Annotated in this window: 21 protein-coding genes; 16 read left to right on the forward strand and 5 right to left on the reverse strand. The window is 29.5% G+C overall.

All coding sequences use genetic code 11. The features are described 5' to 3' along the window. Positions 1-163: 163 nt before the first annotated feature. Together L3B98_RS12505 and L3B98_RS12510 are read left to right on the forward strand one after the other, a co-directional pair. The gene (locus L3B98_RS12505) at positions 164-3,307 is read left to right on the forward strand and encodes an efflux RND transporter permease subunit (RefSeq protein ID WP_238916865.1); all 3,144 of its coding nucleotides are present in this window, start codon (positions 164-166) and stop codon (positions 3,305-3,307) included. After that, positions 3,297-4,547, forward strand: a complete 1,251-nt coding sequence (locus L3B98_RS12510) for an efflux RND transporter periplasmic adaptor subunit (protein ID WP_238916866.1) — start codon at positions 3,297-3,299, stop codon at positions 4,545-4,547. The genes L3B98_RS12505 and L3B98_RS12510 overlap by 11 nt, the downstream gene beginning before the upstream one ends. 210 nt (positions 4,548-4,757) lie before the next feature. Here the strand turns inward: L3B98_RS12510 and L3B98_RS12515 are convergent, their stop codons facing one another. Further along, positions 4,758-5,201: a PilZ domain-containing protein gene (locus L3B98_RS12515; protein ID WP_238916867.1), complete on the reverse strand. Its 444-nt coding sequence runs from the start codon at positions 5,199-5,201 to the stop codon at positions 4,758-4,760. Between the two features lie 388 nt (positions 5,202-5,589). On the opposite strand from L3B98_RS12515, the gene L3B98_RS12520 reads away from it, so the two are divergent. Beyond that, entirely contained in the window at positions 5,590-6,276 is a 687-nt protein-coding gene (locus tag L3B98_RS12520) for a YjgB family protein (RefSeq protein WP_077364677.1), read from the forward strand. Between the two features lie 174 nt (positions 6,277-6,450). Next, on the forward strand, positions 6,451-7,545 hold the full coding sequence (locus L3B98_RS12525) for a leucine-rich repeat domain-containing protein (protein WP_238916869.1): 1,095 nt from the start codon (positions 6,451-6,453) through the stop codon (positions 7,543-7,545). Between the two features lie 83 nt (positions 7,546-7,628). On the opposite strand, the gene L3B98_RS12530 is transcribed toward L3B98_RS12525, so the two are convergent. Together L3B98_RS12530 and L3B98_RS12535 are read right to left on the reverse strand one after the other, a co-directional pair. Beyond that, positions 7,629-9,368 carry an ABC-F family ATP-binding cassette domain-containing protein gene (locus L3B98_RS12530; RefSeq protein WP_238916871.1) on the reverse strand — a complete coding sequence of 580 codons (1,740 nt, stop codon included), beginning with the start codon at positions 9,366-9,368 and terminating at the stop codon, positions 7,629-7,631. A 68-nt stretch (positions 9,369-9,436) separates the two neighbouring features. Next, positions 9,437-9,583, reverse strand: coding sequence for a hypothetical protein (locus tag L3B98_RS12535; RefSeq protein WP_173696432.1), 147 nt, complete (start codon positions 9,581-9,583; stop codon positions 9,437-9,439). Positions 9,584-10,101: 518 nt separating this feature from the next. Between L3B98_RS12535 and L3B98_RS12540 the strand changes: the two genes are divergently transcribed. Both L3B98_RS12540 and L3B98_RS12545 read left to right on the forward strand, forming a co-directional pair. Continuing rightward, entirely contained in the window at positions 10,102-11,058 is a 957-nt protein-coding gene (locus L3B98_RS12540; RefSeq protein WP_238916872.1) for an NAD(P)-dependent oxidoreductase, read from the forward strand. A 97-nt stretch (positions 11,059-11,155) separates the two neighbouring features. Further along, the gene (locus tag L3B98_RS12545) at positions 11,156-11,938 is read left to right on the forward strand and encodes a pseudouridine synthase (protein ID WP_238916873.1); all 783 of its coding nucleotides are present in this window, start codon (positions 11,156-11,158) and stop codon (positions 11,936-11,938) included. A gap of 145 nt (positions 11,939-12,083) precedes the next feature. Here the strand turns inward: L3B98_RS12545 and L3B98_RS12550 are convergent, their stop codons facing one another. Continuing rightward, the gene (locus L3B98_RS12550) at positions 12,084-13,172 is read right to left on the reverse strand and encodes a leucine-rich repeat domain-containing protein (RefSeq protein WP_238916875.1); all 1,089 of its coding nucleotides are present in this window, start codon (positions 13,170-13,172) and stop codon (positions 12,084-12,086) included. A 249-nt stretch (positions 13,173-13,421) separates the two neighbouring features. Here L3B98_RS12550 and L3B98_RS12555 point away from each other — a divergent pair, with 249 nt between their 5' ends. Continuing rightward, entirely contained in the window at positions 13,422-14,711 is a 1,290-nt protein-coding gene (locus L3B98_RS12555) for a hypothetical protein (protein WP_238916876.1), read from the forward strand. Between the two features lie 131 nt (positions 14,712-14,842). Here the strand turns inward: L3B98_RS12555 and L3B98_RS12560 are convergent, their stop codons facing one another. Further along, positions 14,843-15,403, reverse strand: coding sequence for a nitroreductase (locus L3B98_RS12560; RefSeq protein ID WP_238916877.1), 561 nt, complete (start codon positions 15,401-15,403; stop codon positions 14,843-14,845). Positions 15,404-15,733: 330 nt separating this feature from the next. On the opposite strand from L3B98_RS12560, the gene L3B98_RS12565 reads away from it, so the two are divergent. The 9 genes from L3B98_RS12565 (at position 15,734) to L3B98_RS12605 (ending at position 23,578) form a co-directional block, all read left to right on the forward strand. After that, positions 15,734-16,630: a LysR family transcriptional regulator gene (locus L3B98_RS12565; protein WP_238916878.1), complete on the forward strand. Its 897-nt coding sequence runs from the start codon at positions 15,734-15,736 to the stop codon at positions 16,628-16,630. 141 nt (positions 16,631-16,771) lie between these two features. Then, the gene (locus tag L3B98_RS12570) at positions 16,772-17,674 is read left to right on the forward strand and encodes a ribokinase (protein WP_015394041.1); all 903 of its coding nucleotides are present in this window, start codon (positions 16,772-16,774) and stop codon (positions 17,672-17,674) included. Positions 17,675-17,765: 91 nt separating this feature from the next. Then, the gene (locus L3B98_RS12575; protein ID WP_238916879.1) at positions 17,766-19,487 is read left to right on the forward strand and encodes a hypothetical protein; all 1,722 of its coding nucleotides are present in this window, start codon (positions 17,766-17,768) and stop codon (positions 19,485-19,487) included. Positions 19,488-19,616: 129 nt separating this feature from the next. Next, entirely contained in the window at positions 19,617-20,546 is a 930-nt protein-coding gene (locus L3B98_RS12580) for a 2-dehydropantoate 2-reductase (protein WP_238916880.1), read from the forward strand. A gap of 253 nt (positions 20,547-20,799) precedes the next feature. Then, a complete protein-coding gene (locus L3B98_RS12585) occupies positions 20,800-21,453 on the forward strand; it encodes a hypothetical protein (protein WP_238916881.1) in 654 nt (217 codons plus the stop codon). 21 nt (positions 21,454-21,474) lie between these two features. After that, a complete protein-coding gene (locus L3B98_RS12590) occupies positions 21,475-21,642 on the forward strand; it encodes a hypothetical protein (RefSeq protein ID WP_238916883.1) in 168 nt (55 codons plus the stop codon). Between the two features lie 70 nt (positions 21,643-21,712). After that, a complete protein-coding gene (locus tag L3B98_RS12595) occupies positions 21,713-22,162 on the forward strand; it encodes a DUF6097 family protein (RefSeq protein ID WP_238916884.1) in 450 nt (149 codons plus the stop codon). A 145-nt stretch (positions 22,163-22,307) separates the two neighbouring features. Next, positions 22,308-22,436, forward strand: coding sequence for a DUF4272 domain-containing protein (locus L3B98_RS12600; RefSeq protein WP_238916885.1), 129 nt, complete (start codon positions 22,308-22,310; stop codon positions 22,434-22,436). A gap of 278 nt (positions 22,437-22,714) precedes the next feature. Then, the gene (locus L3B98_RS12605; protein ID WP_238916886.1) at positions 22,715-23,578 is read left to right on the forward strand and encodes a YwqG family protein; all 864 of its coding nucleotides are present in this window, start codon (positions 22,715-22,717) and stop codon (positions 23,576-23,578) included. Positions 23,579-23,604 lie beyond the last annotated feature (26 nt).

Below are 23,604 nucleotides of genomic sequence, written 5' to 3' on the forward strand. Positions count from 1 at the left end.
ACACAAAAGCAGTCTATCTCTAAAATGATAGGCTGCTTTTTTTCGGAACTTAATTTTATCTTAAAATATTGAAAAATTATTCTTATATTCCCATATCATGATATACTGAGAATAAGTGATAAAATGAGTGAAAACTTATGAACATGAGACAAGGGGGATAGTAATGAGGATAACTGAAATATCAGTAAAAAGACCAGCAGCCATGTGGATGGCGGTAATTCTATTTATTGGACTAGGAATTATGGGGTATAAAAGCATGGGGGCAGATTTAATGCCATCTATGAATATTCCTGTTATATCAATAATGACAACTTATAATGGAGCCAGTGCAGAAGATGTTAAGAAAGATATTGTAAAACCAATTGAAGATGCAGTTTCTGGGATAAGTGGTGTAGATGTTTTGAATTCAACTTCAGGAGAAGGTTATGGAACTGTTACAATAACCTTTAAAATGAGTGCTAACATAAATACTGCTTATTTAGATGTGCAAAAGGCAGTTGAGGTTGTTTCTGCACGACTTCCAAAAGCAGCAGATAAACCTACTTTGTTTAAAATGGATATGAGTGCAATACCTATTATGATAGTTTCAATAAATGGTAACTCCAGTTATGAAGAACTATATAATCAATCCGATATTTTAAAACAAAAATTAGAGAAAATCCCTGGAGTAGGGAATATTTCTTTGATGGGTGCAGATAAAAAGCAGCTTATGATAAAAATAGATAAAGCTACTATGGAGTATTATGGAGTAAACGTTGATGCCTTAATGGGAGCTTTGCAGGCATCAAATGTTAATGTACCAGCTGGAGATATTAAACAAGAAAATTTAGATCAAGCTGTTAGAATTATTGGTCAATTTAATTCTATTGATGCTGTAAAAAATCTTTTAGTACCTGCTGGTAATGGAGCAAACATTCGTCTTGGGGATATAGCAAAAATTGATTTAGAAGTCCCAGATGCTACTGTATTGACAAGGTATGGCGGCAATAAGACCATAGCAATGATACTTGGAAAACAAAGTGATTCGAATGTAGTAGAAGTGGCTGATTCTGTGAAAAAGGAATTGGAGGATATAAGAAAGTCGCTTCCAAAGGGAACAGAAGTAAATATTTTAATGGATACTACTACTTTTATTAATTCTTCACTTACTCAAATAAAACATAATCTAATAGAGGGAATTATAACTACAGCAATTGTACTTTATTTATTTTTCCGTAGTTTCCGTTCTTCTTTAGTGGTTTTAATTGCTATTCCAACTTCTTTGGTTGCAACCTTCTTTATGATGTATCAGATGCATTTTACCTTGAATATGCTGTCCTTAATGGGCTTATCTCTTGTTGTAGGTACTCTGGTGGATGATTCTATAGTTGTTATAGAAAATATACAGCGGCATATGGACATGGGAAAAAATCCAATACAAGCAGCTATTGATGGGCGTAAAGAAGTAGGAATGGCAGCAATAGCTATAACTTTGTGCGATGTTGTTGTATTTGCTCCTGTTTCACTTGTATCAGGTTTAGTTGGACAAATGTTTAGGGAATTTGGATTAACTATCGTTGCAGCTACAATGTTTTCTTTAATTGTATCTTTTACAATTACGCCAATGCTTTCTTCAAGATTATTAAAAAATCAAAACAATGATGAGAAGATAGCACCAAAAGAAACCTTTTTAAGCAGAATAAATTCTAAATTTAGTAGGAAAAGTTCTGATAAAAAAGGGGCTTTTGACAAACTAGTAGAAGTTTATAGAAAAACACTAATATGGTCTTTAGATAACAGGAAAAAAGTTTTAGCTTTTGTTATAGCAGGCGTTGTGCTTAGTGTGATGCTTATTCCAATGGGAATGATAAAGTCAGAGTTTATACCTGTAGCAGATCAGAGTTCTTTTACAATTAGTTTGAAGCTAGCTCCAGGATCTACTTTAAAACAAACGGATGCTAAGGTTTCTGAGGTAGAAAAATATTTACAAGGGACAAAAGAAGTTAAAGATTATTTTTCTTTGATTGGGCATGATGGAGAATCAACTGCAGATAAATCTATTGCTCAGATTTTCGTTAACTTGGTTCCTAAGGGTGAACGTAAAAAAAGCCAAAGTGAACTTGCAAGTGAAATTCGTGCTTTTGGTAAAAAAATGTCTGGGGTAGATCTTAATGTAGCAGAATCATCTTCCTCAGGTGGTAGTAGTAAACCTGTATCAATTAAAATAAAAGGTAATGATTCAGCAACTATAAGAGATTTATCAAAGGAAGTTGAAAAGTTATTAAATACAGTTCCAGGAATTACTGATATTAGTAATTCTACAAGCTCAAGAAGCAGTGAACTTAGGGTAAATATAGATAATCTTGCTGCTACTCAATACAAAATATCTACTTCAAATATCGGAAGTGTTGTTAGAATGGCGTTAGCAGGAACTAATGTAGGAGTGTATAGATCAAACAATGAGGAAAATGATATAACTTTAAAGTTTGAAAATGGACAAATAAATAGTGCTGAAGATCTTAAATCTTTGATGATTACAAATTCAGCTGGAGAAGAAATTCCACTTAGTCAAGTTGCTTCTATTCAAAAAATAGATGGTGCACCTTCTATTTCTAGAGAAGATAAGCAGGATATGGTTTCAGTAGAGGCTAATATTCAAGGAAGAGTTCTTGGAGAAGTTACTGATGATATTAATTCTAAATTAAAAGCTCTTTCAATACCTGATGGATACAGTATAAGTTTTGGCGGAAATCAAAAACAAATGGCTGATAGTTTTTCTTCACTTGGACTTGCTTTATGTGCATCTTTAGCCCTTGTTTATATGATTTTAGTAGTGCTTTATGAATCCTTCTTAACTCCATTTATAAGGATGATGGCTCTCCCTTGTGCAATTATTGGAGCATTTGGGTTACTAGCTTTAACTGGACAAACTTTGAATTTAATGTCTATGATTGGATTAATCATGTTAGAAGGACTTGCTTCTAAAAATGGTACCTTGCTTATAGATTATACAAATACTCTAATGAAGAGAGGAATGAATTTAAGAGATGCACTTATAGAATCGGGTGTTACTAGATTAAGGCCAATAATCATGACAAGTGCAACTATGATTGTTTCTATGTTACCAGTTGCTTTATCTATGGGTGAAGGAACAGAAATGAAGAAGAGTATGGCTATAGTAATAATTGGGGGGATGCTTGCATCAACAATCCTTTCACCAATTGTATTACCAATTATTTATACATTAATGGCTGATTTGAAAAATAAAGTATCTTTTAAAAAGAAGAAAAGCCATAGCTTAGAAGGGGGTAGCACCTATGAAGTTTAAGGAATTAATGAAAAAGAAAAAACTAATAGTAGGGATAATTTTAGCAGTTGTTGTGGTTGCAATTATTTTTAGCTTTCCTAAAAGTAAACCTGTAGATGTAGCACAAGAGGTTAAAAATGTTAAAACTGAAAAAATAACAACTGGAACAATTTCCACAAGGGTTGAATATGCAGGTAACTTAAAACCTGCAAAGGAAGTAGTGGTTTTACCAAAGGCAGGAGGAAGAGTTGCTACTGTAAATGTGAAGGTTGGAGATAAAGTAAGTGTTAGTCAAACCTTATTTACCTTGGACACTACAGATTATGCAGCACAACTTGAACAGGCACAGGCAGGAGTGAGCGCAGCTAGTGCTAACTTAGAAAGAACCAGTGATTCAGGATTTACTCAGCAATTATTACAAGCAGAACAGCTTGTTGAAAAGCTACAAATTCAATATAATACAGTAAAAGACAGCTATGATAAAACTCAAACTTTATATTCTGCAAATGCAGTTTCTAAAAAGGAGTATGATGATGCAAAAGCTCAATATGATGCTATAACTATAGATTTGAAAAATGCTAAGGATAGTTTAGAATTATTAAAGAGCAAGTCTGGCCCTCAAGCTACAAAGGCAGCCGCTGCAGCATTAGAACAAGCACAAGCAGGAGTGAGTGCAGTGCAAAATCAAATAAATAATGCAACAATTACTTCGCCAATAGATGGAGTTGTGTCAGAAAAAGCTGTAGAAGTGGGGCAAATTGCTGGTGGACAATCAGGTTCTGTTACAGTTATAGATTATAGTGGCTTAGAGGCAGAAGTAAATGTTCCTGATAAGATGCTTACAAAAATTAAAGAGGGATTATCTGTACCAGTTACTATAAATGCATTACCAGATGCAAAAATAGTTGGAGTGATAGAAAGTATCAGCCCAAATACAAGCTCCAAAAACAATTTCTATGTAGTGAGGGTTAAAGTTGATAATTCAAATGCTGATATAAAGGCAGGAATGTTTGCTAAAATTTCTTTGCCAGCTGAACAGAAAGATAACATTTTGATGGTTCCGAATGAAACAATTAAAATGGAGAATGGTGTAAATTATCTTTATACAGTTGATAATGACGAAGTTAAAAAGATAGCTGTTGAAACTGGTATTTCAAATGAGAAATTTACAGAAGTAAAGGGAAAAGTACAAGACGGCTTACCTGTCATTACTGAAGGCCAAAATTTATTAAGTGATGGAGAAAAAGTAAACTTAGTATAATGGAAAATTATAAAATCAATTAATTAACTTTTATAGATAAAAATTGGAGCAAAGTATTTATTTTCAATAAATAAAACAAAGAACATTTGTATCAAAAAAATATTATATTGGATGTTACATTTTAAATATTCAGGTGTAAGATTTTATCCATGAAAAGGCTCGCTATATGATAAATAACGAGCCTTTTTATATTTGGATATAGTTAGTTTATTATAAGTTATTAGGACATTTTTTTATGTTACAGAAGCTACAGCCGTGGTTTGATTGATTACGTCTTATAACTAGTGCAAGATTATTGAGCGCTGCAAAATAATCTTCATACATTATTTCATCAATTAGAGAACTTACCCCATAATTAATGTCTCCATTTTTCTCTACTTTATGCCAAACTATATTACCTTTAATGGAATAAGGCTTGTTTAGTATTTGAAGTTTAAATTGATAAATGATATGTTTACCCGTTGGAAATCTTAGTTTGGATGAAAAGCTTAAGCCACCAATGCTTAGATCTTTAATACAAACATTAGAACAGTTGGATTTTATTGGTTGCCCATTATAATTTACAATTGACATCTCTGTACAAATAGGTTCTTTAGTATATACTCTGAAGAATTTTCTATTGTTTATTAATTCAGCATTCTCCTGTGCGCCCATTATATCTCTCCTTGTTAGCTTGTAAATATATTGAATTTTATCCCTATAATAGGAAGTTTCGGTTTGTATATATTATAGCAAAAGAGTATACCGAAGTAAGTCAAATTTAGGTTAAAAGTATTATAAATTTATCGACATAAATATAGAGAAAGAGACATTTTTAATATAGGACATATATTGCATGGAAAAGCTAAGAAAATTTAAAAATAAGAACTTACATACGTATATTTCATTTACTAATGGAATAATCATAATAAGGAATATGAGCACTAAAAGTCGAATTATGATATAATAGAAGAAAGAAAATGAGTTATAAAAAGGCTATAAATTACATACACAAGAGGTTTTAAAAAGAACTTTATTTCAAATAAATTTGGAGGTGGAGAGAATGAAAAAATTTAATAAAAAGTTAAGTTTACTTATTATAATGGCTTTATGCTCAGTTATTATAAGTGGATGTTCAAATTCAAATAAATCTGTAAATGACACAAAGGATACTACACAAACTAATAATGAAACTTCAAATACAACTGATCAGTCTAAAACTGAAGAAAATAAATTATTAGAAAATAAGAATGAAGATAGTAGCAAAACAGAAAACAATCAAGATTCAATATTAAAGAATATTAAAACTTTAGCAGAAGAAGGTAAAATTATTAATTCAGATTTCGCAGATAAGTCTTTTAACATATCAGATGTCGAGAAGAAATTGGGAAAAGCAGATAATGCAGAATGGGTAACTGATGCTAAAGGATACTATTCTACTTATTCAAAATATAAAGTGGTTTTTGGCTCCAACAAGGGAGGAAGAATTTTTGAAGTAAGATCTTTTGACAGCAGTTTAAACAATATTTCTCTTTCAAATGTTGAAAAATATTTTGGAAGTCCTAATCATAATGTTACAGTCAATAATGAAAAAATTCTAGGTTATGTGGCTGGAGCAGACTATAAAATTTTATTTGTATTTAAGGTTGGAGCAGATAGTAAGGAAGATCCTAAACTAGATCATTATTCAGTTTTATACCCACAAGGTACTGTTAATTCAATGGCCGGAGACTCTGGCAGGGATTGGTAATATATTCTAGAAAGTGATGAGGCTACATTCCCCCTAATTGATAGGAACTTTAATGAACCTATTAATAGAATAAATGATAAATTAAAGCTTTTATAGAGTACTATCGATAATTATGTTAAAATATAATAAATTAGTATTTTAAAATCACTTTAGGAAAAATTAGGGGGAGAAAATATGAAGAAGTCAAAATTAACAAAAGTAATAGCTTGTGCATTAGTAGTTGCTTCAGTATTATTACTAAAACCAATAGGTGCAAGTGCAGAATGGAAGCAGGATAAGAATGGCTGGTGGTGGTATTCAGAAGGAAGTTCATGGGCCACAGGCTGGAGAGTAATTAATGGAAATTTATATTATTTTGATTCAAGAGGTTTTATGTTAGATAATAGGCCAAATGATTTTCAAAGAGACTATACCATTAATAGCAGTGGTCAATTTCAAAATATTACAATTGAAGGTGCATGGGCTTTTTACAAAAAAACAGGCACAATAGTAGCCTATTTAGGTACAGATAGCAATGTAGTAATTCCAGATAAAATTGATAATGTTGTAGTAACTAGAATAGGTAATCAGGCATTCTTTAAAAATAAAAATATAGTAAATGTAAGCATTCCTAATAGTGTAAAAACCATAGATAGATCAGCATTTTACGGATCTATTAGCTTAAAAAGTATTAATATTCCTGATAGTGTGAAAAGTATAGATGAACAAGCATTATCAGGTTGTAGTAGCTTAATAAGTATATCTGTGGATAACAACAATACAAATTTTAAGAGTATTGATGGAATATTATATAGCAAAGATGGAAGCAAATTATTAAATTATCCTAGCGGGAAAGTTGATGAAAAGTATGCAATTTCTAATGTTGTTACTGAAATTGGAAGGAATGCCTTCTATGGAAATGTAAATTTAAAAAGTATAGAAATACCTAGTAGTGTAACAATTATAGGAGCTGGTGCTTTTGATGGATGTAAGAATTTAAGCAGCTTAATTATTCCTGATGGAATTACAAACCTGGGAGTTGGTATGTTTTATGGATGTACAAACTTAAGCAGCATAAAGATTCCAGATAGTGTTACAAGTATAGAACATAGTGTATTTCAAAATTGTATTAGCTTAAACAACATAACTATTCCTAATAGCGTAACTAGAATAGATATTGGTGCATTTAGCGGGTGTAAAAACACTATATTTAATGTAAAGAGTGAAGCAGTGAAGCAACTTTTAATTAAATCTGGTGTAAATGTTAGTAAGATTATAGTAAATTCTTAAGATTAAAAACAAATGAATTAAGCAGAAGAGTGGTTTTGATAACTTAAGTAAAGTTATCAAAACTACTCTTATTTATTATAAATCTAAAATAACTTAATAAGAGCTTCAAGCTCTTCAGATAAAGCTTTTGCTCGTTCAAAATCCGTGTTTCTAAGGGCTATAGATATGTTCATTTCTAAGGTCTTTTTCTTTTGTTCAAGTTCTAAATAATCTTTATCAAAGTATTTATTATAAATCATCTGCTTAAATTTTTTGATTTTCATTTTTCTAATGGTTTTGTCTTCAATAAGCAAAACATAATCTACGCAGTTTGCTACAGAATAGTAATCATGGGATATCATTAAAATGGCACCATTGTATTTTTCTATTGCTGTTTCAAGAGCCATTTGTGAATAAATGTCTAAATGACTTGTTGGTTCATCTAAAAGTAGCATATTTGCTCCAGTAGCAGAAATTTTAGCTAATTGAAGTATATTCTTTTCGCCACCAGATAAAGATTTAATCTTTTGGTTAAGGATTTCACCTTCAAAATCATAGTTTGAAACATAGTCTTCTACATCTTCATAAGTTTTAAAGCCCGCATCCATGAATTCTTCAAGTATTGTATTAGATTCATTTAATATTTCACTTTGAAGTTGAGATAAATACGCTACTTCTATGTCGGGAGCTATTTCTATAGAAGGATGATTATTTTTGACGATGTCTTTAAGCAATGTTGTTTTTCCGGTACCGTTTAATCCTATAATAGCTACTTTATCATTAGATTTAATTTCAAAGTTAACATTTTCTAAAAGTATATCATCAAAGCTAACACTATAATCAGTAACTTTTAAGGCTATTTTCTCTTCCACAGGATTATTAGTAGTTAAGCGAATATATGGCTGCTTAATTTCAACAAAAGGCATTTTTATTCTACGGGCTTCTAATCTTTCTTGAAATTTCATTCTAGCTTTTAGATATTTTCCAGCAGCAGTTTCACCTGTGACTTCAGCTCTATCTCTTAGTCTTTTGATTATACGTTCATTTCTCTCAATTTCTTCATCATCAGCGATAGACAGTTCTTGTAGTTCAATTTTACTTTGAAGTAATGAGAAGTTATAATCTATATAGCTGCCATCAAACTCTTGGAGTTCATGATTTTCTAGATGTATAATTTTATTAAAACAATGATTTAATAAATATCTGTTATGAGTGATAACGAGCATTATCCCTTTGTAAGAATTAATTAAATTTCTAAGAGCATTAAGATTTGCAAAATCTAAAAATACATCAGGTTCATCCATTATCATTACGTTTGGTTTATTAATCATTTCTTTTATTACTTGAATAAGCTTAAACTCTCCACCACTAAGTTCAGAAACAATAGTATCTTTAAGATTGTTTAAATCTGCTAAATTTAATTTTTTATTAAGTTCACTTTCAAAATCATCCCCAAAGGTTGCATCTAGTGTATCTAAAGCTTCTTGATATTTTTCAAGTAAAGCGTCCATATCAGCTGCAGTTTCCATTTCAGCACAAATAGAAGTTATTTCATCTTGAAGCTTAGTGTAATCTTCAGATAGATATTCTAAAACTGTAGTTTCCTTTGCATTGTCAACTTTAGAAAATTGACTTACATATCCAATCTTACAATTGGGTGTTATTTCAATAGTACCATCAAACATATAGTCTTCAGGCTTCATAATTATATCTATAAGTGTACTTTTTCCACTACCACTTGAACCTATAAAAGCACAATGTTGATCTTCTTCCAAGGTAAAAGAAATATCATTATATAGTTCTTTTTGAGGGAAGGAGTAGGACAAGTTATTAATTTTTATCATATTATTACCTCGCTTTATCGTTTGAAAAGAGCCTATAAAATAAGCTCTTTACTTACAAGTAGAGTTTTTTATTGAGTTGTTCTTCCACTATGCAATAACATTCTGCCTATAACTTTTTTCGGTCTTTCATTATTTTTAGTGTTATTTCCTTTTTGTTTCTTTTCTTCTATTAATTTTTTCATCATTTCTATATTTTTATCATTTTTATTATTCATATATTCCTCCAATTTAAAGCATTTTTATAAATGCATTATTACGTTAATCTATTTTAGTATGTCTTAGCTAAAAAAATATAATTACTTACATTTTTCTTTATTACAATTTTACATCTGATTGTATCATAAATTCGCAAGTTTATAAACTAAGAAAATAAATAATACAAAAGTTAATTTGATATCACTTGTGGTAGAAAAAGGTTTCTAAAGAGCTGATTGGAATGCAGCAGTCATTTACATATGGTATAATAGAAAATGTTGAAATAATATATTATTGTGGTAGGAAGTACAAATGAAAAGATCAATAAAACTTTTGGCAGCTACAAAATATTTTGATTCAGCAACAAATGCACTAAAATACATATAAGGGAAAATAACTATGGGAAGAAAAATTAAAGATGTATTTAAAATAATTGTTTATGTGATTATTGGCAAGATATTTTTGAGGAAAAAACTCAAAGTTTATTAATATTAAAATAAATTATTCTAGGGGACTACCTAGCACAAGGAGGAGAACAATGAGTAATATTATATTTTTAAATTCAAGTAAAATAGATTTTGATAACAAGTTGGATTTTTCATTATTAGATAACTTAGGCAAAGTTACTAAATATGAAGATAGTAGTAATGAAGAGATTTTAGAACGAATCAAGGATCAGGAAATAGTAATTACAAAGGAAATGACAATAGGAAGAGATTTAATAGAGAAATTTCCTCCTTGTGTTAAATTAATTTGTGAAGCTGGTACTGGTTATAACAACATTGATATTGAAGCTGCAAAAGAAAAAAATATAGCTGTGTGCAATGTGCCAGGCTATAGTAGTGAAGCTGTAGCTCAATTAGTTATTACATTTATCTTGAACTTAACTTCGTCATTAGCAGCACAGCAAAGGATGATTGAAAATAAAAATTATGACAATTTTACTAAGTATCTTCAAGTGCCTCATTTTGAAATTCAAAATAAAACTCTTGGAGTTGTTGGTGCAGGAGCTATTGGTAAGCAGGTTATGAAAGTAGCTAAAGCTTTAGGAATGAATATACTTGTATATAGTAGAACCCCAAAGGACTTAGGGGATTCAACTATTAAATTTGTTAACCTTGAAGAGCTTCTTAAAAATAGTGATTTTGTGACTTTACATTGTCCATTAACTAATGCTACAAAGCATTTAATTAATAAGTCAACCTTAGAACTTATGAAACCAGAAGCTTGTATTATAAATACTTCAAGAGGTGCAATTATAAATGAACTTGATTTAATTGAAGCTCTTAAAAATAAAAAATTTGCTGGAGCAGCACTTGATGTACAGGAACAAGAACCTCCAGAATTAAATAATCCATTATTTAATATGAAGAATGTTATTCTTACTCCACATATAGGCTGGCGTTGTCTTGAATCTAGACAAAGACTTTTAAATTTATTAGCTGATAACATTGAAGGATTTACTACTGGAAATCCGATTAATATAGTTAAATAATGTTGTTTAATATAATTAATGAGATGCTAGGTGAGCTTATATAGTGATGATTATGATAAACAAATAATTTTTTACAAAGGAAAAGGTACATTGATAAATGAGATTAGATAAATTTTTAGCGGAATCAGCAATTGGAAGCAGGAAAAAAGTTAGAGACTATATTAAAGAAGGTAGCGTAAAGGTAAATGGAGAGGCAATAATTGAACCTGCAATAGAAATTGATGAGAATTCTGATATTGTTGAGTATCTCAACGAAATAGTTGTGTATACAGGGAAAGTGTATTATATGTTTCATAAACCTGCTGGGTGTATTACTGCGAAAACTGATGCAGTTAATAAAACAGTATTTGATTATTTTGATAATACCAGTATGAAGGGTGTATTTCATGTTGGAAGGTTGGACAAGGATACAGAAGGCTTATTATTGCTTACCAATGATGGTGAATTTGAACATAAAATAATGCATCCTAAAAAACATGTTGAAAAAACTTATTTCTTTTGGGCGTTAGGTTCCTTAGATGAAGCTGATAAGAATCAATTAGAACAGGGAATATGTATTGGACAGGATAAAGAAATAATGACTAAACCTGCAAAAATAGAAGTGGACAAGTTTGGCATGTACAAGGAACTTAAACATAAAATTACAATTGATAATATTACTAGTATAGCTTCAATGCATCCTGAGCAGCCAGTTGTATCTGGATATCTTACTATTTCAGAAGGGCGAAAGCATCAAGTTAAACGTATGTTGAAGGCTGTAGGTTGTTATGTTGTATATTTAAAAAGGATTTCTATTGGCGGATTAACCTTAGATGAGACTCTAGAAAAAGGTAGTCATAGACCTTTAACAGAGAGAGAAATTCTAAAAGTATTGGAATGAGATAGGAAGAAAGTTATTCACCAATAATATAAAATGACATTATCTAAGAGTATAATTTAGCCAAAAATTAAAAGCATAAATTAAGAGCCTAAATGGGCTCTTAATTTATGTGAAAATATATTATGTGCTTATGTTATTATATATATTAGGCAGTTACAGTGATTTTGTCTGCGCTCACTCCAGAATTAACTAGAAGTTGTTTTGTAGCCTCACTCTTTACATAGATTTTAACTTTATTGCTGCCTTCAAATGGTGTGACTTTAATTACTTGATAATTAGGTCCATTTTCTTGTGTTTTTATATTTTGAACACTATTTGGAATTGTTATGGTATTTAGATTTTTGCAATGATTGAATGCACCCATTCCTATACTTGTTACCCCATTAGGAATAGTTATGTCTGTCAAACTATAGCAATAATTAAAGGTGTCCTTATATATATTTGTTACACCGCTAGGAATAACTATACTTTTTAAACTCATGCAGCCTTCAAAGGTACTTTCGCCTATAAAGTTTATAGTATCTGGTAGTGTTATGTTTGTTAATTTAACACAAGATGTAAATGTACCATTTCCTAAAGAGCGTACACCATTTTCAATTGTTACATCTGTTAAGCTATAACATCTATTGAATATATTATTACCTAATGTTACTACACTGCCTGGGATTGTTATACTTTTCAACTTCCAACAATCAGTAAATGCATGATCATAAATGGATTTTACACTATTTGGTATTTTTATATCTGTTAGGTTTGTACAACCACTAAATGCGCTATAACTTATAATAGTTACTGTATTTGGAATTGTCACATTTGTTATTTTAGGAGATCTAAATGCATAAGCACCTATACCTGTTACTGGTATATTATCAATTTTATCAGGAATATTTATATTGGTTTCAGACCCTAAATATGTAACTATTTTACCAGTTTGTTTACAAAAAGCCCAGTTCCCGCTTATTGTGACATTTGTAAATTGCCCATCGCTATTTAATCCATATTCTGAATCAAAAAATCTAGTACGATCGTTGCTCATCATATATCCATTTGATTCAAAAAAATATAAGTTACCTTTAATGAGTCTCCAACCTGTAGCTACTGAATTTCCCTCAGTGTAGAACCAGCCTTTACTATTATTTTTCCATTCAGCATTTGCAGCTATTGGACTTAATGCTAAGAAAGATGTTATTAGTAAAGTCCCCGCTAATAATTTTGTTAATTTTAATTTTTTCATATTTACCCTCCACATTTTCCCTATAATTTTAAATACTAATCTATAATATTTTAACATTAATATCGATAATTTTCCATAATAGTACAATTTAATGCCTTTTTAGTAGTATATAATGCTAAATCATAGGGAAAATTGGGATTAGGATTATATATAAGCAAGCATAATTATGTTATAATTGGAATAAATTCATAACTATAAAAGAAGATGATAAGTTTACTAAAGAAGCTATAGAAAGAGTTGAAAATAAAAATGGATAATGAAATAAAGAGAATACCATGTAAAAATAGAGATTGTGACAAAACAATTTTGGAAGCAACAGCTGTAAAGACAGAAGGATATTGCTATCCATGTTATAACTCAATAAAAGCAAAAGAAAGAGAAGAATATATAAGAAAAAATAAAAAAGACGTTAACCTTTATGAAGGGATAACTGATTTGGTAGAAATAATAAAAATAATGCATATGAATAAGAAATACGATCCATTAATAAATTACATTAGTTATCCAATGACAAAAGAAGAAGTGTATGCATCACTTTTGCCGAAGGATGTACATAGATTAAAGAAATATGCCATAGAGTTATTTAAAAATGATAATGATGAATGGGAACAAATATTATTACATTTAGTATGCATTAATAGGGTTAATATAGATGAAATTTTAGAAGTACTAATTGATGAGTTTAAAATATTTGAATCATCTTTATTTTATAATGCATCAGATCATATAGCAGAGTTGTTAATGGAAAAATTAAAATCTAAAGATGACAGACTTAGTATTAATCATATATTACTAGCTTTAGCTATGATTGGAAATGATAGAGTAGTTGAAGCTTTTAATGAATGGAAGAAAAATGAGCCAGATTTTAGTAAAGATTTATATATCAAAGCTTATGAATATGCTTTAGAGGGGGGATGGAAGCTTGATGAACAAGGAAAACGAAAAAATTTATATTATGAAAAGTCTTATGGAATCAAAAAAGGATTTTCAGAAAAGGATAATCCTGTAAAATTTTTTGAAACTCAAGATGGAAAATGTGAATGGTGTGGAAGAAAATTAAAAAGTCTTTTTACGATTGATTTGCAGAATGAGAATATGAAATTCTTAGACTTAGATGGAGAAAATATAAATATATCTACTTGTAATAATTGTACCTGTTATGGTTTTGTTTATACAGATATAGATACAAAAGGAAATGCAACTTGGAGCAAGTATAATGTTGAACCAGCTTATTTGAATACTCATGATGATGAGGAATTTGAAGAAGGTAATTATGATAAAAAGGTTTATATAGATCTTAATGTAAAGGCTGATAATTATGCTGCTAATCAGTTTCTTGAGGTAAGTTTTACTAAAATAGGAGGGATGCCAGCTTGGATACAAGATGCAGAATATCCTAAGTGTCCGAAATGTAAGGAAGAAATGAAATTTGTTGGACAAGTATCTATGGAAGATTTTGAAGACTATGGTGAAGGTATTTATTATGGATTTGTATGTAATGAATGTAAGATTGCAGCAACAGGATATCAGCAGACTTAATAAAGAAAATAGTAAAAGTTATAAGAGCCAGACAAAAGCAGATTAATATATGCTTTGGCTGGCTTTTTTTCATTAATTGGCAAAGCCAATTAGCGTGCTGCAGGCACTTTGCTCGTTTACGCTTTATAATTTTATTTTACTATGTTAACAGTTCCTTCTTTTCTAGGAGCTGCATTTGATGCCTCTTTGCTATTGAAACCTAAAGCAGCTGTACCTGATACTTCATAATTAGCTGGAATACCTAATTCTGTAAGGATACTTCTAACCTTAGGATCATCACCAGCTAGTGCTAATATATGAATCCAACATGAACCGATATTAAGTGAATTAGCAGCTAAGAATATATTTTCAAGAGCAACTGCACAATCTGATACTTTTGTTGGTGCGTTCTTTTCATAAGCTGTTATTATTATAGTAGGCGCGTTATAGAAGGGATTGAAGTTAGGGTTGCTTCCCATCTTTTTAAATTGCTCAATTGGAGAATTTTGCATAACCTCTTTTGCAGCACTAACTAACTGCTCAATCTTTTCTTTATTTTGAATTGCTGTGAAATGCCATTCTTGCTTTCCCATTCCACTTGGAGCAAACTTTGCAGCTTCAAGGATTAAGTTTAAATCCTCATCAGAAATTTGGTCTTCCTTAAAAGTTCTTACACTTCTTCTTGATAAAATATTTTGAATTACTTCGTTCATAAATTTTCTCCTTTCAGTTTGAAAAAATTAAAAGTATATTTTTTTGACAAATATATAAATTATTTTTATAATTTCATTATGAATTATTATATACAATTCATAAATTATTATTATAATAGCAATAAAATTTAATTGAGTCCAATTAAATTTTTTCATGGAATCTATAACTTATAGTTATGTGTTTTAAATATGGTAGTTAATATTAAAATAATATATATTGCAAAAAATGTTATAACATAAGCATTTCTAGAGGAAAGCAACCTTCATTGACCGTGGAGTATTGAAAATTGATAACTGTAATATATATAAGAAGTACTAAGGGGGAATTTAATGAACTGGCAGCAGCTAGAATATTTTAAAAAAATAGCTGAAACAGAAAATTTTACTGAGGCAGCAAATTTACTTTCTGTAACGCAACCAGCGTTAAGTAAGGCAATTTCTAAATTGGAAGAAGAATTGGAAGTATCTCTATTTGAAAAAAATGGACGCAATATAAGATTAACTCGTTATGGTAGTATGTTTCTTAAACATGCCGAAACTGCTATTAGTGAAATTAATGAAGGAATTCAAGAATTAAAAGATATGGTAAATCCAACTACAGGGACAATTTCAATTGCATCACTGTATACAATTGGAACACATTTTATTCCAACAATAATAAGTGAATTTTTAAATGAATCTCCAAATATAAAATTTGAATATTGCATGGAATCAACTGTGAATATTTTAAAAGGTTTAGAAAATGGAAATTTCGACTTAGGTTTTTATGATGAAATTGAGGCTAATATAACAAATAACAAAGAAGTGGAATCAATTCCTATAAAAAGAGAGGAACTTGTTTTAATAGTCCCTAAAAATCATCATCTTGCAAAAAATACTGAAATATCGTTAGAAGATTTGAAGGATGAAAATTTTGTGTTTTATTCAGAAAGAACAAAAAGTAAAATTTGTTCCTTATTTGAAAATTGTGGTTTCATACCAAAGGTGATAATGAAACCAAGTCAAAATAGTCTGATAGGGACAGGCTTTGTAAGTGCAGGTTTAGGTATTTCTGTTGTTCCCAATACGCCTAATTTAAAAGCTGATGGAGTAGCCATATTAAAAATAAAGGAAAACCATTGTTATAGAACTATTCATATGGGATGGAGAAAAAATGGGAATATGTCTTCATCGGCAGAAAAATTTAAAGAGTTTATAATTGAAGAAATTTCTAGGATGAAATTTTAATATTATTGAAACTCTCAGTTTTAATTATTTTATACAAATTTATGATATAATATACATTAAAATTGGCAAACTATAGAAGAACATAGACTTAGAAATCTAACAGATGAAACTATAAGAGTATTAGAGGGAAGGTATGAATTGATGAAAGTTCTTAGTTTTGGATCCTTGAATATAGATTATGTTTACAGTGTTGAACACTTTATGAAACCAGGAGAAACACAAGCCTCACATAGCTTAGATATATTTTGTGGCGGCAAGGGCTTAAATCAGTCAATTGCATTAAGCCGAAGTAAAGCACAAGTGTATCATGCTGGAGCTGTTGGAGAATCAGATTCAGCTATGCTTATTAATGCTTTAGAGTCAGCTGGTGTAAATACCAAATATATTAAAAGGGTTAAAGGGAATTCAGGACATGCAATTATTCAAAAAGATATTACTGGACAAAATAGTATATTATTATTTGGAGGGGCTAATCAACAAATATCAGTAGAGTATATTAAAGAGGTTTTATCTAATTTTGAAAATGGGGATTTTATTATATTACAAAATGAGATTTCCTGTATTAAAGAAATTATGGAAGAAGCTTATGTAAGAGGTTTGAAAATTGTATTTAATCCATCACCAATGAATTCCGAGGTTTTAAAATATCCTTTAAATAATGTAGAATATTTTATTTTAAATGAAGTTGAAGCAAGAGAGATAATTGAGTCGGAAGAAGATGGAGAAGAATTAATTAAGGCAGTGGCTAATAAATTTCCAAATGCAAAAATTATTTTAACTTTAGGCGAAAAAGGTGCTTTTTACCGCTTTAAGGATATACAATTGAAACATAATAGCTATAGTGTTGAGGTTACAGATACTACTGCAGCTGGTGATACATTTCTAGGTTATTTTATTGGAAGTATTGCAAAGGAATATGGGGTAGAAGAAGCATTGGAACTAGCATCCAAAGCAGCAGCTATATCAGTCACACGCTTAGGAGCATCAACATCAATTCCAGAATTAGATGAAGTGATAAATAATAAATTTATTGAGAAAGCTTAATGCTATATTTAAATAAAAGGGTAATAAAATATGATTTATGGGATATTAAAATAATTAAGGCATATTGAATATAACATAAGGAGCAATTATTTTGAATATTGAGAATAGTATAATTTTGATTAATGATGAAGATAAAACGGAAGAGATAGTGGACTGCTATCAAAGTGAAGAAGACAAACTTGAAGTGAGATTTAAAAATGGCGAAAGTAATACTTATAATAAGGACCAGATTAAGCTTAGTACTGAAGGTAAACTTATTGAACTTAAGAATGTTGTGATTTATGAAAATGAAGTTAAAATTACAAATATTTTAATGGCTATAATATTTGAGGAATTTAACATAGTAAAAATTATTTTTAAAAATGGAGAAAATAAGCTATTTGAGAGAGAACAATTAAATATTAGTGATAATGGATTTGATGAAGCTGTTGTTGAAAATAATTTTATGTATTTCAGAGAAGTTGCAAAGAAGCTTGATTTATATAATGTTTATAATAATGGGGTAAGTGAAGCTTTTGAAAGAATATCTATGATAAATCCAAATAGTGCCCTTGTAGATTATTTAAATCCTAAGGAAATTGAGACCATAGAGGATTTTGATTTTGCAATATATCCATATGGGTTTAATTTAAGACAACAAGAAGCAGTAGAAAAAGCTGTCACTAATAAAATAAGTATTATAGAAAGTGCATCAATAGAGGAGAGAACTGAGGCTATTTTAAATATTACTGCAACTGTTGTTTTAGAGGGGAAAAATGTAATAATAGTAACTAAGGATAATTTTTCTACCTTAAAATATTTAGAAATATTAAAAAAATCAGATATTGATTTCACTGTAAATCATTTAAAAGAAGAAGGTAATAATTTTATTAATGTTTGCGAACAATGGCTTAGAAATTCTGGCAGTATGTTTGGCAATCAAAATATAGCTGATAAAAAAGAAGAGTGTCTAAATATTCAAAATGAGCTGGTTGAAAAATTAGAAAATATAGCTAAAATCGAAAGTTTAGAAAAAGAGCAAACTTATTTATTAGCTGAAAATGCTAAAGTTGAAAAAGAACTTCAATCAAAAGAAGTTAATATACATCCTGCTATATTGAAATTTAACCAAGAAAAGCTTTTAGCCTTTAAGGAAGAATATATTTCAATCATCAAAAAACAAGGACATATAGGTTTTTTTACAAAAATAATGTTTATCTTCAAGTATAGTATTTGGGATTTTAGTTTTTATGATATTGATCCTGAATTGCTAGAAAAAGCCATGGAAGAAGTTTATAATGACAGGAAAGTTGATGAAATAAATGAAGAAATAAAAGCACTAAAAAATGATTTGGATAAAAATAAAATTGGTAGTGAAATAGAAAAAATCCAAGAGAAATCAATGGAAGTATTAAAGTGTGGTTTGTATGAAAATTTTAAGTTTATAGAAGGAATTAATACTTCTCAGGAAGAGGAAAATGAACCAATAAAGAAAAAAGTTAATTATCCTATATTAACTTCAGCAAGGGATTTCTTTATAAATTCAATTTATGATAATTGCATTTTTGATTTTGTAATCCTAGATGAAGCAGCTGACATGGATATAGTTACAGGGGTTTTGGCCTTAGCTAGGGGAAGAAATATAATAGTTGTTGATGATTTAAATGAGATTAAAACTAAATTGGATGAAGGACTAGCTGATGAATTGAAAACAGTTTTTGATATGAATGAAGTAAATTCAGGCTATAAATATATGGACAATTCTTTAATATCATCACTTAATCAAGTTTTTAAACAAGTTCCAAAAACAGAACTTTCTAGAAAGAATAATTAAAAATTTTGTGGAGCTTGTATCAGATTTAATTGCAACTATAGCAGGAGTAATTACATTTTAAATTGAAAGTAAGCATAAATATTTTGTAATAAAAAATAGCATATAAGCGTAAAAGAGGGGGAATTAAATATGGATAATAAAAAGGTTTGCGTTGTTGGAATGGGCGGAGTTGGAGGATATGTTGGCTGCATACTTGCAAAGCATTTTGACAATGTATACTTCTTTGCAAGAGGTAAACGTCTAGAATCAATAAAACAAAATGGACTAAAATTATGTAGTAATGCTCATGGAGAGACAGTGATACATCCTAAAATGGCAAGTGATAATGCTGAAGAAATGGGGGCTATGGACTATATTTTTCTTTGTGTGAAAAATTTCTCATTGGAACAGGTATGTGCTGAAATATTGCCAATGATTAATGAGAATACTGTAATCATTCCTTTGCTTAATGGTGTTGGAATTTCAGAGGAAGCCCGTAGATTAATAGGGAAAGGCACTATTATTGATGGTTTAGTTTATATTATATCAGGATCGGATAAAGATTTTATAATACATCATACCAGTTCATATTGTAATATTCATATAGGTTGTGAAGTAAAGAAGAACCTTGAAGATAGTATCCTATTAGAAGTTCAAAAACTTTTACAAAGTGAAGAGATTACCTGCATAATAGAAAAGGATATAATAGCTGCTATATGGGAAAAGTACATATTAAACTGTGCGTTTAATGTTATAACAGCTTATTATAATGCAACAATTGGAGAGCTTAGAAAAAATGAAACTGCAATCATGCAAGTGAAATTACTCCTTAATGAAGCTTGTAAGGTAGCTCGAGAGTTAAAAATTAACATTGATGATAATTTAGAAGAAATCCATTTTAATCGTATAATGTACAAACAGTCTGACCAAGCAACAAGTTCTTTACAGAGAGATATGGAAGCAGGCAGACAAAGTGAATTAGAAGTATTCTCTGGAAAATTACTTCAACTAGCAGCAAGCCGTGAAATAAAAATTCCTACGACAGAATTTTTCTATGAGGAATTAAAAAAGAAATGTTAAAACAGATGAATATTTTTCTTATTGGTTGTGTTTGTTTACTCCTGATAATGAAAACTTATCATTTTCATACTTGGATCATGAGAATGGAGCAGATATAGATGGAGCAATATATAAGGATATTATAGAATTTTTAGAAGCTATGAGATTAGAGTACGAAGAAAATAAAGATGGATGGGGATAATTTTGTAAGTGAATAACATAGATACCTACACGCTATTTGCTTATTGTTATTTATAAAAAATAGGAGGGACAAATGGAAATAAAGTTGAAATCAAAATGGTTACAAGAATGCGTGTGTAAATTTTTAAATAAGGATGACAACATATTAAAAGAAGAAGATCTAAAGAAAATAAAATATATTAGAATTGGGACTAGCAATGATTATGAGCTTCAATTAAGTCTTCAGGCACCACCTAAAATATTTATACCAAGTGATCGTGGTGATGAATATGAATTTTGCTGCATATATAATGTAAGGAAATTTAATTCCATAGATGAGTTTATTCAAATAAATAAGTGGAGCGACAGCTATTCTTTAGAACTAAAGGAGGAAATAGTTGAAAAAGAAGCAGATATTTTTAATGAAGAAATTGAAAAGATATCAATGGAAAGCAGTAAATTTGAAGAATCTATAGTAAGGTTCGAACCTTATGAAGGCAGTTATATAAAAGAAGAGTATGAAGAAGATGCTGAAAATGAGAGCTTATTAAATACTGATGATTTTAAGTATTTTACAAAATTAGAAGGCTTGAGATTTATGGATTGCTGTATTGAGATTCATAAAATTGATTTTTTGAAATATTTAAATAAGCTTAGAATTCTAGAATTAGGTACTGTTTCGTTAGAAAGTATTGATGGTGTAGAGGAATTAAAGAACCTTGAGGAACTTTGCATTTGGAGAAATTAAATCTAAGAGAAGGGTGATATTTTGAGATATGAAAAAGAACTTGAGGCATTAAAACATACAGATCAACTAGATGCTCAATTAATTTCACATAAAGAAGATAGAGAATTGTATTCTAAAAAGCAGATAGAAGAACTGCGAAAGGAATATCCTAAAATTCTTGATGAATATTTAGAATATTGTCAAACATAGAATTTCATAATATAATTAATATTAACAAATTAATATAAAACTGTAAATTATATTTCTAGGAGGTATATTCGTGGGCTTTGGGAAAATTTTGCATGAAGCTTTGGAATTTAGTAATGAATTAGATATTTTACATAGACATATTACTAAGAACAATCTTCAAGTTCAAAAAAGTGATTCCTTTGAAAAACAATGCTTTTTATTAGAACGTTATATAGGTGAGGAGCACTTTCAATCTATTCATAAAAAAATGAATATTGTAAATATTATGTCAGGAGTTTTTGCATTTCCTGTTCTTCTTATAATTTTGATGGTTTACGTATATGCGAAGTGGATTGATAAAAAGTTTGACGTGTTCGGGTTCTTTCTAAATAATCCTGCACTATATATAGTACCTGCTGTTTTAATTGCTGTTACCATAATCTTTGCTATTTATCATTCTATATTGCGTAATAATCTTTACTATAAGATTTATCCTAAACTGAAAGAAAAGCTTAGGGTAGAAGACGTGACCTTTGAGTAAAACATACCAGTTACTGATTTAATTGTTATATATCTTCAGATGTTAGAGGTGATTTTCGAAAAGATTCTAATATTCTTGAAGATATTTTTTTACCCATAGAATGGCATAATATAATGTTCTTATGTCATATAACCCGAGGAAAGCTATGATGAAAAAATACACCAGCACATTAGAGTCAGGTATCGTATTTGAGCGTCATCGCGGATTATATTGGCTTATTGGAAATGGAACAGATAATGATGATTGGGATTTTGTATCAACAGATACATATTAGTATAATTATAGATATTGTAATGAAGAGTGAGCTGATATGATTAAAATCTAGGAGTTGATAATATGCTTGATTTTTCAAATTTAAAATTTATTTCTGGAAGAAAAGATTCTACTAAGTTGCAAGAAATAGTAGATGTTAGAAAATAGCTTAATTAAATAGACTTGGATACTTGTAAAAGTTATGAAATATGTATATGTGGATTTAGTTAATGCAGTATTTATATTAAAAAGACACGTATTTTTATATAGATATAGTTTTATATGTGAGGAGAAAGAGTTTTGAAAGAATTAGAAGAACTAATAAAGAAATATGAATTGGAAGAAGTTAAAGATTACATATGTGAAAACATTAAAAATATTATTTATTTAAATCTCACTGAAAAAGATAATTACAAGTTTAAAGGAGTATCAAGGGTAGGTGGTTATCCAGATGTTCCAGAGAACTTTCAGTGGCCTAAAAATGCAGAAGGAAAGCTTTTAACTTTTATAGCGCAATTAAATCTAAAAGAAATTAGTTTTTGTGATGAAAATGCTCTTTTACCTAGAAAGGGAATGATTTATTTCTTCATGGGGATAGATGAACCAGCATATGATATTGAGCATAAAGTTATTTATATTGAGGAAAATGAGAAACTTAATCTTATGAAACCAGAAAAGCCAACAGTGTTAGAAGAAGAACATGAGCAAACATTTACTCCATATAAAGTAAATGGCAGAAATTCAATTGAAATACCTAATTATGCATATGTAGATTATGATATTCTAGAAGATTCGGATGCATTTTTTTCATTAGAAGAGGATATAAGATTTGAAAATACTGGTGATAATTGTGTTGGAAAAGTTTATGGATATCCAGAAAGACAGCATGATGATGCTGAGCTTGAAGCTGCATTAAAAATAATAGCTAAGCACCAATATAATTATAGAGAAAGTGAAAAAGAAATCTTAATTAAAGCCTTAGGTGGTAATAAAGAAAAGGCTGAGCAAGAAATACATGATATGGTAATGCTACTTGAAATAGATTCTAATGATAAAATTGGTTTTTCATGGTGGGATTCAGGAGTAATACATTTCTTCATTAGGAAGGAAGATTTGAAAAATAAGAATTTTGATAACACATATTTATCTTTATATTCAAGTTGAGTAATTCTTTAGTTGAATATCTATAA

Origin of the sequence: Clostridium sp. YIM B02555 (genome assembly GCF_022320955.1) — a bacterium.
In the GTDB taxonomy this organism is placed as follows: domain Bacteria; phylum Bacillota; class Clostridia; order Clostridiales; family Clostridiaceae; genus Clostridium; species Clostridium saccharoperbutylacetonicum.

Coding starts and splice junctions, on each gene's coding strand:
- L3B98_RS12505 (WP_238916865.1), top strand. CDS start 164: ATGAGGATAACTGAAATATCAGTAAAAAGACCAGCAGCCATGTGGATG.
- L3B98_RS12510 (WP_238916866.1), top strand. CDS start 3,297: ATGAAGTTTAAGGAATTAATGAAAAAGAAAAAACTAATAGTAGGGATA.
- L3B98_RS12515 (WP_238916867.1), bottom strand. CDS start 5,201: ATGGGCGCACAGGAGAATGCTGAATTAATAAACAATAGAAAATTCTTC.
- L3B98_RS12520 (WP_077364677.1), top strand. CDS start 5,590: ATGAAAAAATTTAATAAAAAGTTAAGTTTACTTATTATAATGGCTTTA.
- L3B98_RS12525 (WP_238916869.1), top strand. CDS start 6,451: ATGAAGAAGTCAAAATTAACAAAAGTAATAGCTTGTGCATTAGTAGTT.
- L3B98_RS12530 (WP_238916871.1), bottom strand. CDS start 9,368: ATGATAAAAATTAATAACTTGTCCTACTCCTTCCCTCAAAAAGAACTA.
- L3B98_RS12535 (WP_173696432.1), bottom strand. CDS start 9,583: ATGAATAATAAAAATGATAAAAATATAGAAATGATGAAAAAATTAATA.
- L3B98_RS12540 (WP_238916872.1), top strand. CDS start 10,102: ATGAGTAATATTATATTTTTAAATTCAAGTAAAATAGATTTTGATAAC.
- L3B98_RS12545 (WP_238916873.1), top strand. CDS start 11,156: ATGAGATTAGATAAATTTTTAGCGGAATCAGCAATTGGAAGCAGGAAA.
- L3B98_RS12550 (WP_238916875.1), bottom strand. CDS start 13,172: ATGAAAAAATTAAAATTAACAAAATTATTAGCGGGGACTTTACTAATA.
- L3B98_RS12555 (WP_238916876.1), top strand. CDS start 13,422: ATGGATAATGAAATAAAGAGAATACCATGTAAAAATAGAGATTGTGAC.
- L3B98_RS12560 (WP_238916877.1), bottom strand. CDS start 15,403: ATGAACGAAGTAATTCAAAATATTTTATCAAGAAGAAGTGTAAGAACT.
- L3B98_RS12565 (WP_238916878.1), top strand. CDS start 15,734: ATGAACTGGCAGCAGCTAGAATATTTTAAAAAAATAGCTGAAACAGAA.
- L3B98_RS12570 (WP_015394041.1), top strand. CDS start 16,772: ATGAAAGTTCTTAGTTTTGGATCCTTGAATATAGATTATGTTTACAGT.
- L3B98_RS12580 (WP_238916880.1), top strand. CDS start 19,617: ATGGATAATAAAAAGGTTTGCGTTGTTGGAATGGGCGGAGTTGGAGGA.
- L3B98_RS12585 (WP_238916881.1), top strand. CDS start 20,800: ATGGAAATAAAGTTGAAATCAAAATGGTTACAAGAATGCGTGTGTAAA.
- L3B98_RS12600 (WP_238916885.1), top strand. CDS start 22,308: ATGATGAAAAAATACACCAGCACATTAGAGTCAGGTATCGTATTTGAG.